Below are 12459 nucleotides of genomic sequence, written 5' to 3' on the forward strand. Positions count from 1 at the left end.
AATCGCTCCTTTGGGGAAAATAAAGAAAAATACCAATTATCTTTTTGAGAATTGTGAAGATTTTCTTGCTTTTTTCTTTCCGTATTTTTTTCTTTCAACAGATCTTGCATCTCTTGTTAATAAACCATGTGGTTTTAAGATAGTTCTAAATTGCTCATCATAAGCAACTAAAGCTCTTGAGATACCATGTCTTGCAGCATCTGCTTGAGCTGAATAACCACCACCTAAAGTTTTAACAACGATATTTACTGATGTCTCTTGTTTTGCTACATGTAATGGTTGCATTACTCTTTTTTTAATTGAATCATGTCCACCAAGCCATTGATCTAAAGTTTGACCATTTACAGTTAATTGTCCATTTCCATTCTCTAACCAAACTTTAGCGATTGCTGTTTTTCTTCTTCCAGTTGCATATACTTTTGCCATTACTATTATCCTTTAATTTGAGCAGTATGAGGGTGTTCACTTCCTGCATATACTTTTAATTTTTTTAACATAGCTTTACCAAGAGTAGTTTTTGGAAGCATACCTCTAGTAGCTAATTTATACAGTTTTTCAGGGTTTTTTTCAATCATATCTGACATTTTGTGAGTTTTTGTACTTCCAAAATAACCTGAGTGTGTATAGTAGTTTTTCTCTTCTAATTTAGCACCAGTAAATTTAGCTTTACTTGCATTGATTATAATTACATAATCTCCACAATCAACATTTGGTGTAAAACAAGGTTTATTTTTACCTCTTAAAATTGTAGCAACTTCAGTAATAACTCTTCCGAATACTTTACCTTCTGCATCTACTACAACCCAAGATCTTTCGATTTCGTTGGCTTTTGCCATTTGAGTAAATTTCATTTATTAACTCCCTTTCTTTAATGAGTTGGAATAATATTTAAGTTATCCTTTTATATAGCTTAAATTAAGTATAAATTAATAATAAATTTTAAAAGTTGAACCACTATTAACGATAGAATTAACTTTTAGTTCAAAATTGTGATATTTTAGAATAGATTTTACAATAAAAAGCCCAAGCCCCAAAGAGTTATTCCAATCATTACTAGAAGCTCTATAAAATTTTTTATCAATTTTTTCCAAATCCTCTTTGCTAATACCAATACCAAAATCTGTAATACTTAAACAATTTTTTTCTATTTTAATCTCTATATCCTTATTAGAGTATTTTAGAGCATTTTCTATAATATTTGAAATAGCAATAGAGAGTAAAGTCTCATCAGCATCAATAAAAACTTCATTTTTCTCTATATTCATCTCTCTAGTTTTATATTTTATTTTTAAATCACTAACACAATTTTCAATCAAAGATAGAAGATTTACTTTTGTTTTTACTAACTCTTGCTTTTTTTCTTGAAGTCTTAAAGTAAGCCTTAATTTATCAATAATAGAGGAGAGTTTATTTGAATTAGATTCTATTTTACTTAAAAATTTTAGTTGTACATCTTGAGATAAATTTTTATCTTCTATAAGTGTTTGACTATATCCAGAAATTATTGCTATTGGATTTTTAAACTCATGAGAAATAGCAGAAATAATATCATCTTTTTGCCTATTGGCAAGTGTTAGTTTTGCTGTATGTTTTGCTTTTTCTTCCTCTTTTTTTAATAACTTTTGTGATACTTTATTTAAAAGTTTTGCTATTTTATAAAACTCATAAGTATAGTTTGATTTTAAAAAAATTGGCTTTTTCTTTTTTGTTATATCTTTTAAAAAATATAAAATAGAGTCTGTCTCTTTTTTAATCTTTATACTAATAAAATAAGTTGATAAAAAAGCTATTATTAGAAAAAAAGTGATATACATAAAAATTTCAAAAGTTAATTTCATAAAATTATCTTTAATTTTATTTGTATAATCAGCCATTCTTATATAGTAAATTTGATTATTTAAGAAAATCTTTTTTGCTATATATAAAAAATCCTTTTCTAAAGTTTCAGAGACTCTTCTATCTTTTCCAAGTCCAATATTTTTTGCTTGTATAATTTCAACTCTATTTGAGTGATTTTTTATGCCATCTAAACTTTTATGACTTTCAGCAATTACATCTCCATTTTCATCTATTATAGAGATTCTTAAATTTAATTTTGAACTTAATTCTTTAACTAATTTTTTAGTACTATTTATATCTTTTGAGTCCTCTAGGACAACAGATAAAATATCTATATTTTGAATAAGATTTTCTTCAATTTGATTTATATATAGATTTTTTGCCCAAAAATATGTAATTAGAGTTAAAGTTATAAGTATTGCAATAAAGATTGTAAGATAAGTTCGTAAAAAGAGTTGATGAATCTTTAACAAAATATATAACCCTCTCCTCGAACTGCTTTTATATAATTTTTATCTGCATTTGGGTCAATTTTATCTTTTAATCTTTTTATTGCAACATTTACAGTTTTTTCTTGCTTATCTAAAGAGTCTTTCCAAATATGTTCCAATAAATACTCTCTACTTAATAAAATATTTTGGTTTTTTAAAAATTCTAAAAGTAAATTATTTTCAAGTTGAGTTAATTCAATCTCTTTATCTTCAATATAAAACTTTTTATTTGAAAAATTATATACAATATCTTTTACTTTTAAAATTTCTATCTCTTTTGAAGCTCTTTTTATAACTGCTTTTATTCTAGCAATAAGCTCATTTATATTAAAAGGTTTTGTAATATAATCATCAGCATAAGCTTCAAAACCATCTAAAATATCATCTGATTTATCTTTTGCTGTAAGATAAATAACAGGATTTTGATAGCCACTTGCTCTTAACTCTTTTATAAAAGTTGTACCCTCTATATTTGGAAGGTTTCTATCCATTAAGATTAAATCTATTTTTTCTTCATCTAGTATCTGTTTTACTTTAGAAGAGATAGATAAAAAACCTATTGTATCATAGCCCTCTTTTTGTAGAGTAAACTCTAAAAGTTCTAATAAGTCCTCTTCATCTTCTATTATTAAAACTGTATTATTCTTCATTTTGTTTTATTACTTCAACTTTTTTATCTATATTTGGAGAGTATTTAAGAGCTAATATTCTAAATAAGAAAAAGACAAAAATTACAAATAGTAAAAAGACAATATCAATGTAATCTCTATTTTTATTTGCTGATAAAATAACAACTTCCCTAATTAAAAAGATGATAAAAATATCAAGAACATATCTAAGTCGTAAAGTCTCTTTCTTTATAAAATCAGAAATCATCTTTACAACTTCCATAATTACGATAAACTCTAACATTAAAATAATTGCTCTATAAAAATCATGCCCAGCAATTAAAATAATAAAGAATATAACCACTGCAATTAAAACTTCAAAGTTTGAACTAAAGTAGTTTGAGATTTTATTTATAGCTTTTTTCATAGTAAAAAGTATATCATAAAGATTTTTATGATTGAACTATATCTCCTCCAACTTGTGCAAATTGTAATAATCTAGCAATAGATACTGCTCTATCAGCAATTTTTTCCAATCTTCTTAAACTACTTAAAATATCAAAATACTCTTTTGATAAATCTAACTTTTTAGTAATTAGTTTTAAAATATTTTTCTCTATCATTAAATATAAATCATCTGTTTTACTCTCTTCAACAACAACCCTATGATACTTCTCTTCTATTTGCTTTTCATCTTTTTCATCAATAATTGAAGTTGCCGTTTGTAAAGATAAAAGAGCTGATTTTAAAAGAGGTATAGTATATTCTAAAATTATTGCTGTATCCAAATCATTTGAATAAGATTTTTTAAACATCTTTGCAAAATCTTTTGTATTCGCAGCTGTTCGTACTAACTCATTTGTAATTTTTAAAAAAGAGACTAATCTTCTTAAATCTTTTGCTTCTGGTGAATATAAAGCCAAAGTTCCAACAATAATATTATCTATCTCATTTGATTTTAAAAGAATTTTTTTCTCACTAATTTCTACATTACTTAAATCTTCAATCTTTCTATCATTTAAAGCTTTTAAACAAATCTCTAAAGCTTCAACTACTCCTAGCCCTATTTTTTGAATCTCTTCTTTTACTTTTACTAATTTTGCTTCATATGGTTTTAACATTATCCAAATCTCCCTGTTATATAATCTTCTGTTTTTTTATTGTGTGGATTAATAAAAATTGTCTCTGTTATATCGTACTCTATTAGTTTTCCTAAATGAAAAAAAGCTGTATAATCAGCTACACGTGCTGCTTGTTGCATATTATGAGTTACTGTTATAATTGTATAATCTTGTTTTAATTCAAGCATTAAAGCTTCTATTTTTTCTGTTGAAATTGGATCAAGTGCAGATGTTGGTTCATCCATCAAAATAATCTCTGGTCTAATTGCAATTGTTCTAGCAATACAAAGTCTTTGTTGCTGACCTCCTGAAAGTGAAGTTCCAGGGTTTTGTAATTTATCTTTTACTTCATTCCAAAGTCCAGATTTAATTAATGAAGTTTCAACTAATTCATCACAATCTTTTCCTTTTCTTGTCAGCCCATGTTTTAATGGTGCATAAGCAACATTATCATAGATTGATTTTGGGAAAGGGTTTGGTTGTTGAAATACCATTCCAACTTTTTTTCTAACACTAACCTCATCTACATCTTTATCATAGATATTTTTTTTATCAATTATGATTTTTCCATCTATTTTTACAATAGGAATTAAATCATTCATTCTATTGATACATCTTAGAAATGTTGATTTCCCACAACCTGATGGTCCAATTAAAGCTGTAATCTTATTTTGATATAAATTTACATCTATATCAAATAAAGCTTGATTTGAACCATAAAATAGATTTAAATTTTTTACATCTATTTTTGATTTAATTTCATTATTTAGTTCTTTTTGCATTTTTTTCCTTTTACCATTTTACTTCTAATTTTTTTCGCAAAATTATTGCTATTGCATTTAGTGAAATTAAGATTATCAATAAAACTAAAATTCCTGCGGCTGTTTTTTCTATATACATTCCCTCAGGCATTCCAGCCCAGGTAAATAGCTGTGCAGGCATAACTGTTGCCGCTTGTGTAACCATAGTTGGAGCATCTGGAATAAATGCAATCATACCTATAATAATCAATGGAGCAGTCTCTCCCATAGCTTGAGCCAAACCAATAATTGAACCTGTCATTATCCCTGGAAATGCAAGTGGCAATACATGGTCTCTTGTTACTTGAATTTTATTTAATCCTAAACCATATCCAGCTTGTCTAATACTATCTGGAACTGCTCTTAATGCTGCTCTTGAACTAACAATAATAATTGGAAGAGTCATAAGAGCAAGAGTTAATCCTCCAACTAAAGGAGAACTTCGTGGAACTCCAAAAAGATTTATAAATATTGCTAATCCTAAAAGCCCAAATAATATAGATGGTATTGCAGCAAGGTTATTTATATTGATTTCAATAAATCTTGTAAATTTATTATCTCCTGCGAACTCTTCAAGATAAATTGCAGTCATAACTCCAATAGGAAATGCTACAAGCATAGTTATCATTAAAGTTAAAATAGAGCCAACTACACTTGAAAAAATACCTGCATATTCAGGAATTTTAGAATCCCCATTTGTAAAAAATATTGAGTTAAACTTTTTATCTATTAAACCCTTTGCATATAACTCATCAACTAAAAATTTATCTTTATCTTTTAAATTATGGTTATGATTTTTCAGATATTGATCAACTTGACTAGACGCTAAAATCCAAAGATTTTGTGTACTATTCATATATGTTGGATTTTCCTCTACTAACTTTGAAAGATCTCTAAGAGCTGCTCTTGAAACTAAATTCCTATACTCTAAAGGAACAGCAAGTCTTGCATCTTCTAAGGTTTTTTCATTAAAAGTTATATCTACTTTTATATATGCTATATTAAATGCTGGGATTCCCTTTCCAATCATATCAAAAAGGAAGAAAACTAAAAATGCTATAGAAAAGATTAAAGAAGTTAATGTAAACTTTTTAAATCTTGCCGCACTTTTATGTCTATATTTTAAAGTTGGATCATAAAATGGATTATCTTGCTTATTTTTCTTTTTTCTTTTTATCATAATGTATTCACTTTATATTTTTCTTTAAATTTTCTTATTAATGACAAGGAAATCATATTTAATATCAAAGTCACAATAAATAACATAAGCCCTAAAGCAAAAGCACTTAAAGTCTCTGGTGAATTAAATTCAAAATCTCCAACAAGACTATTTACTATTGTAACTGTAACTGTTGTCATATCTTCAAGAGGATTTATAGATAAATTTGGTCGCAGACCTGCTGCCATAACAACAATCATAGTTTCACCTAAAGCTCTTGAGAGTGCTAAAAGTGAAGCTGAGATAATTCCTGGCATTGCACTAGGAATTACTATATTTCTTATAGTTTCTGCTTGAGTCATTCCCAGACCAAAAGCTGCTTTTCTTTGACTATCAGGAACAGCTCTTATAACATCATCTGAAAGTGATGAAACTAAAGGAATAATCATAATTCCCATAACAATTCCTGATGCTAAAGCACTATTAAATGTTGCTTCAAGTCCAAAAAAAGCTGCTACTTTTACAACAAATGGAGCAACTGTAACAGCTGCAAAGAAACCATAAACAACAGTTGGAATACCAGCAAGAACTTCTAAAAGTGGTTTTAAATAGTCTCTTAATTTTGGACTTGCATATTCACTCATGTATATAGCACTTCCAAGCCCTATTGGAATAGCTACAAGTAAAGCTATAATTGTAATTACAAATGTTCCTGCAAATATCGGCAATGCTCCAAATTGGCTATTAGCAACTCCTGGACTCCAAGTAGTACCAGTTAAAAAGTACCAAAAGCTTCGTAACTTAAAAAACTCTATTGATTCAAATAAAATTGAAAATAAAATTCCAAAAGTTGTCAAAATAGAGATACCAGCTGCAAAAATAAGTGTATATTTTATAAGCTTTTCATTTATTTCTCTTCGTTTTTTTTGTGATTGAAAACTACTCAACAAAATTGACCTTTGTATTGAATTTTTAAAAGTTTAAATAAATTTAATTACATCTCGATTACAAATACTAAAAATATTAATTTATATTTATGTTAGTAATAAAATATTAGACAGTAAATAAAAAGAGGTTATTTTCCTCTTTTTATTTTATGATTAGTGTTTTAAATCTTCTACTTTTAATTTTTCACTATTTAAAACTTTTTCTCTAGCTTTTGCTCTTACTTCATCAGTTAAAGGGATAAGTCCAATTTCTGTTAAGATTCCATCTTTACCAATCATTTTTTCAGATACAAAAAGTTTTGTATATTGGCTTAAAGCAGGAACATCTTTTAAATGTTCATTTTTAATATAAAAATACATAGATCTAGCAACTGGATATTTAGCACTTGAAATAGTTTCAACAGTTGGTAAAATCTCATCAATACTAAGAGCTACTACTTTATCTTTATTTTCTTCTAAAAAAGAGTATCCAAAAATACCAATAGCAGACTCATTTTTTGTAAGTTTTTGAACAATAAGGTTATCATTTTCACCAGATTCTACATAAACACCATCTGTTCTAAGTTCAGAATATGCTTTATATTTTTTATTTGAAACTTCATCTTTCTTAAACAAATCTGTATAAACTGCTTTTTTCTCAAATACATTTTGAAGAACTAACTCTTCAAATGAATCTCTAGTTCCTGATGATTTTGGTGGTCCATAAACAATAATTTCTCTAGAAGGTAGACTAGAATCAATATCTGACCACTTTTTATATGGATTATCTATTAAAGATTTACCATCTTTTGAAGGAACCTCTTTTGCAACTGCTAAAGCTAACTGCTCTTTTGTTACATTAAAACTTTTCACTTTTGATGATTGTGCAATAGCAATACCATCAAATCCTATTATTGCTTCAGTAATATCTGTTACACCATTTTCTTTACAAGTTTCAAACTCTTTTTCTTTCATTTTTCTTGAAGCATTTACAATATCTGGACTGTTTATATCAACTCCAGCACAAAATAGTTTTATTCCTCCACCTGTTCCTGTTGATTCAACAACAGGAGTTGGAAATTTTGTTGTGGCTCCAAACTCTTCAGCTACACTTGATGAAAAAGGATAAACTGTTGATGAACCAACAATTTTAATTTGATCTCTTGCACTTAAAGATGATACCAATAATGTACTTGCTATTAAAGCAATATATGATTTTTTTAAATTCATTTTTTCTCCGATAAATTTATTTACCTTGGAATTTTAATAGTGCTTGATTACAGTTTGGTTACTTGTAGTTTGATAAGTTTATATTTGTTAGTAAATCTTTTTTTATTTATATTTTATATTAAAAAAGAATAGAGAGATTAATCCTCTATTCTTATCATTGCAGGTTTTTTAAGAACTACTTGAGAGTGTTCAAGTTCATTTATAGCTTTTAAAATATCTTTTTCTATACAAGTGTGAGTTGTTAAAAGTAAGTTTGCTTTTTCATCTTTCTTAGATTTTTGCATCATATTTTCTATTGATATTGAATTGTCCCCAAAAACTTTAGCAACTTTTGCTAAAGTTCCAGATTTATCGGCAACTTCAAGTCTTAAATAATATTTTGTTCTTATTTCATCTTTTGGCATTAAAGTTGGTCTTTTCCCTATTTGCTTTTCAAAACCAAGCATAGCAGAACCTTTTCCTCTTCTAGCTATATCTATTATATTTGCAATAACTGCACTAGCAGTTGCATCCCCACCTGCTCCTGCTCCATAATACATAGTCTCTCCAACTTTATCTCCAACAACAGAAATACCATTCATAACACCATCAACTTTTGCTATCATCTTCTCTTGAGGAATTAATACAGGATGAACTCTTAGTTCTATTTGATTTTCTACTTTTTTTGCAATTCCAAGAAGCTTAATGTTATACTCAAACTCTTTTGCAAACTCAATATCTGTTTTACTTATATTTTGGATACCTTCGATTAAAATCTCTTCAGGTTTTACATCAATTCCATAAGCAATAGAACCAAGAATTAATAACTTATGTGCCGTATCAAATCCACCAACATCAAAAGTAGGATCAGCTTCAGCATATCCTAAATCTTGAGCCTCTTTTAATATTACATCATAAGCTATACTTTCATTTATCATCTTTGTAAGCATATAGTTACAAGTTCCGTTCATAATTCCTTGAATCGATTTTATATTATTTGCACTAAGACCATCTCTTAAAGCGTTTATTATTGGAATTCCTCCAGCAACTGCTGCTTCAAACTCAAATGGTGTATCACTTGCAAGCTCTTGAAGTTCATATCTATGATATGCCAAAAGTGCTTTATTTGCAGTAACCACTGATTTACCATTTTCTAAAGCTTTTTTTACTATCTCATAAGGCTTTTCGATTCCACCCATTAACTCAACTACAATATCAATACTTTCATCTTCAAGAACTCTTGATACATCAGTAGTTAATTCAATATCTACATCTCTTTTTTTGTTTAAATTTGAAACCACTCCAATAGTAGGAACAATCTCAATCCCAGCTCTTGCAGTAATAATATTTTTATTATCTCTTAAAATATTTGCAACACTAGTTCCAACAGTTCCTACTCCAATAATTCCAACTTTTAACATATCAATTATCCTTTTAAATGGTTCCCATTTAAAAGGAACCTTGTTTTTTCATATTTGTCTACTTTTTTAGCGAAGATTTAAAATCTTCTAAAAAGTAGCTTGTTCTTTAGAACTCTCTGTGAGAAAAATTCTAAAGGGCTTTGAGAACAAAGCCTTATTTATTATAATGTTTTTAAATATCTCTTTATATTTTTTGCAGCTTGTCTAATTCTTTTTTCATTTTCAATTAGAGCTATTCTTACATATTGATCCCCATAATGTCCAAATCCAATACCAGGACTAACAGCCACTTGAGCTTCTCTTAATAATTGTTTAGAGAACTCTAAACTTCCTAAATGTCTTGCTTTTTCAGGAATTTTTGCCCAAATAAACATAGAAGCATTTGGTTTATCCATAACCCAACCAGCTTCAGCAAAAGATTTAAGCATAACATCTCTTCTTTTTTCATATTTAGAAACTATCTCATCAACACACTCTTGTGGTCCATCAAGAGCAACAGTTGCAGCTATTTGAATAGGAGCAAACATTCCATAATCAAGCCAAGATTTAATTCTTTTTAAAGCACCTACAAGTTTTTCATTTCCAACTATAAATCCAACTCTCCATCCAGCCATATTGTATGATTTACTTAAAGTAAAACACTCAACAGCAACATCTAAAGCACCTTCTGCTTGGAAAATTGAAGGAGTTTTATATCCATCAAAAGTAATATCAGCATAAGCAATATCAGAGATTATATAAAATCTCTCTTTTTTAGCCATCGTTACAAGTTTTGTATAAAACTCTGGTGTTACAGTTGCACAACTTGGATTGTGTGGGAAGTTTACAACTACATATTTTACTTTTGGAATAGATTCATCTATTGTTTTTTGTAAATTTTTAAAGAAAAGCTCTTCATCTACTTTAAACTCATTGTCAAACACTAATTCAAATTTATGTATTGCTGCTCCATTTAACATAAAAGCATAAGAGTGGATAGGATAAGTAGGATCAGGAACAACAGCAACATCTCCAACATTTACTATTGCTTGTACCAAATGTACATATCCCTCTTTTGAACCCATTGTTGCACAAGCATGTTTATCTGGATCTAAAAAATCAACTCCATATTTTCTTTTATACCAATTACAAATTGCAAGTCTTAATTTATATATTCCAATACTTGCACTATAACCATAATTCTTTGGTTTAGTTGATGCTTCTTTTAACTTATCAACTATATGTTTTGGTGTAGGACCATCAGGATTTCCCATAGAAAAATCTATTATATCTTCACCTTTTCTTCTAGCTTCCATTTTTATAGCATTTACTTCTGCAAATACATAGTTTGGAAGCCTTTTCATTCTCTCAAATTCAATTTCTGGAAACATTTTATTACTCCTTAGTAACAGTAAGCCCATTTTTAATATTTGTTAGGGCATAAAAATCATCTATTTTCATAAACTTAGCACCATTTGGAACTACTAGTTTTAAACTCTTTTCTAAACTCTCTTTTTCAACTACTTCAATAGCATTAAAACCTTTATCATAAAAGGTAACCAGTGGATACCAACTATTACCAGCATTTGAAGTAATATTTACTCTATACATACTTCCAAGCTCTATAAAATAAGGTTTTGAAGCTCTTTTTAAAACTACTTCATTTTGAGTAGTTAAATTCTCTGCTTTATATATTGAAGCGTTGCTTGAGTCAATATAATAACTCAACTTATTTCCCTCTTTTTTTATATCAACAACTCTACAGTTTGCACTTTTAAGTTCATTAGATATTTTAAGAGGGTTAATGGCGGCTGCAGTTTGTACTTTTATACTCCATTGTAGTTGATTATCAATTGTTGTTTGACTTTTTGTTGTATAGTTTTGAATTCCAACTACCTTTAGAATATCATTCATATTTTTAAAAGATATTTTAGGATTTGTATTAAAGTTAAAAGTTATTTCTGTTCCTGAACTTATATTTGAAACAACTTTCAAAAGATTATTTTTTTCAAGTTCTTCTGATATTTTTGAATAATCCAATTTTCCATCTGTATAGAAATCTTGTTCATTTTTAAAGATATGATTTATCAAGTTTTTGTGAGTATTATAATCACTACTTCCTAAAATTCCTAAAACTGCTTGATTTATATCTGCATTTAAACTTACACATAAAACTGCACTTAATAGTAATTTTTTCATCATATCCCTTTCTTATTTATCTTTTTAAATTATAAATTAAAATTGCCGCTGCTGAACTTACATTTAATGAATCAAACTCTTGTTCCATTTTGATTGATACCTTTAAATCTAGTTTTTTTGCAACTTTTGGACTAATTCCTTCACCCTCATTTCCTAAAAATAAGGCAACTTTATCAGTTTTTTCTATTTTCCCATATTTTTTAAGGTCAACTCCATCCATTGTTGCACCAATTAGAGTAAACCCGGCATCTATTAATTCACTTGCTAAATCTATACTTCTTGGATGAAGGCAAAAAGGTAAATCCAATAATGCTCCCGCACTTGTTCTTATAGTTCCAGAATTATTTATAGTTTTTATATTTGAAGCAATCATTCCTTGAACTCCTAATGAGTAAGCTGTTCTTGCGATTGCTCCGATATTTCCAACATCTGTAAGACCATCTAAAACCACAATAAAATTCATATTTTTCATCTCTTTTAATGGAGTATAATTATAATCGCTAAGTTTTAAAAGCATACCTTGATGATTTCCACCTTTTGCCAAAGCTTGAGCTTTTTGGTTATCTACTCTATGAATTTTTTTATTTAATTTTGCAAATCTTGAAAAAAGTTTACTATCAACTTCTTTTGATAAAAAAATCTCTTCTATTAGATTTGAGTGCTTTTCAAGCACATAAAGAACTATTTGTTTTCCGTATATTATCATT

General features: G+C 27.9%; 14 protein-coding genes. All 14 read right to left on the bottom strand.

Annotation, left to right across the window (positions count from 1 at the left end):
* Positions 1-36 precede the first annotated feature (36 nt).
* A complete protein-coding gene (gene rpsI / locus AFAEC_RS10705) occupies positions 37-426 on the bottom strand; it encodes a 30S ribosomal protein S9 (protein WP_026804939.1) in 390 nt (129 codons plus the stop codon).
* A 5-nt stretch (positions 427-431) separates the two neighbouring features.
* Positions 432-851, bottom strand: a complete 420-nt coding sequence (gene rplM, locus AFAEC_RS10710) for a 50S ribosomal protein L13 (protein WP_026802970.1) — start codon at positions 849-851, stop codon at positions 432-434.
* A 75-nt stretch (positions 852-926) separates the two neighbouring features.
* Positions 927-2312, bottom strand: coding sequence for a sensor histidine kinase (locus tag AFAEC_RS10715; RefSeq protein WP_026804938.1), 1386 nt, complete (start codon positions 2310-2312; stop codon positions 927-929).
* Complete coding sequence (locus tag AFAEC_RS10720) at positions 2306-2980, bottom strand: response regulator transcription factor (protein WP_026804937.1); 675 nt, start codon at positions 2978-2980, stop codon at positions 2306-2308. Before AFAEC_RS10720 ends, AFAEC_RS10715 begins: the two co-directional genes overlap by 7 nt.
* Complete coding sequence (locus AFAEC_RS10725) at positions 2970-3365, bottom strand: phosphate-starvation-inducible PsiE family protein (RefSeq protein ID WP_026804936.1); 396 nt, start codon at positions 3363-3365, stop codon at positions 2970-2972. The genes AFAEC_RS10720 and AFAEC_RS10725 overlap by 11 nt, the downstream gene beginning before the upstream one ends.
* 25 nt (positions 3366-3390) lie before the next feature.
* The gene (locus AFAEC_RS10730; protein WP_026804935.1) at positions 3391-4059 is read right to left on the bottom strand and encodes a phosphate signaling complex PhoU family protein; all 669 of its coding nucleotides are present in this window, start codon (positions 4057-4059) and stop codon (positions 3391-3393) included.
* Entirely contained in the window at positions 4059-4841 is a 783-nt protein-coding gene (pstB, locus tag AFAEC_RS10735) for a phosphate ABC transporter ATP-binding protein PstB (protein WP_026804934.1), read from the bottom strand. The genes AFAEC_RS10730 and pstB overlap by 1 nt, the downstream gene beginning before the upstream one ends.
* 10 nt (positions 4842-4851) lie before the next feature.
* Complete coding sequence (gene pstA, locus AFAEC_RS10740; RefSeq protein WP_051487431.1) at positions 4852-6039, bottom strand: phosphate ABC transporter permease PstA; 1188 nt, start codon at positions 6037-6039, stop codon at positions 4852-4854.
* A complete protein-coding gene (gene pstC, locus AFAEC_RS10745) occupies positions 6036-6965 on the bottom strand; it encodes a phosphate ABC transporter permease subunit PstC (protein WP_026804932.1) in 930 nt (309 codons plus the stop codon). The genes pstA and pstC overlap by 4 nt, the downstream gene beginning before the upstream one ends.
* Before the next feature lie 153 nt (positions 6966-7118).
* Positions 7119-8174, bottom strand: coding sequence for a substrate-binding domain-containing protein (locus tag AFAEC_RS10750; RefSeq protein WP_026804931.1), 1056 nt, complete (start codon positions 8172-8174; stop codon positions 7119-7121).
* 137 nt (positions 8175-8311) lie between these two features.
* Positions 8312-9574, bottom strand: coding sequence for a homoserine dehydrogenase (locus AFAEC_RS10755; protein ID WP_026804930.1), 1263 nt, complete (start codon positions 9572-9574; stop codon positions 8312-8314).
* A gap of 161 nt (positions 9575-9735) precedes the next feature.
* Positions 9736-10944: an LL-diaminopimelate aminotransferase gene (locus AFAEC_RS10760; protein ID WP_026804929.1), complete on the bottom strand. Its 1209-nt coding sequence runs from the start codon at positions 10942-10944 to the stop codon at positions 9736-9738.
* A 4-nt stretch (positions 10945-10948) separates the two neighbouring features.
* Positions 10949-11752: a hypothetical protein gene (locus AFAEC_RS10765; RefSeq protein WP_172658653.1), complete on the bottom strand. Its 804-nt coding sequence runs from the start codon at positions 11750-11752 to the stop codon at positions 10949-10951.
* 16 nt (positions 11753-11768) lie between these two features.
* On the bottom strand, positions 11769-12458 hold the full coding sequence (gene rlmB, locus AFAEC_RS10770; RefSeq protein WP_026804927.1) for a 23S rRNA (guanosine(2251)-2'-O)-methyltransferase RlmB: 690 nt from the start codon (positions 12456-12458) through the stop codon (positions 11769-11771).
* Position 12459: the final 1 nt, after the last annotated feature.

Source organism: Aliarcobacter faecis, assembly GCF_013201705.1.
Classification (GTDB): Bacteria; Campylobacterota; Campylobacteria; order Campylobacterales; family Arcobacteraceae; genus Aliarcobacter; species Aliarcobacter faecis.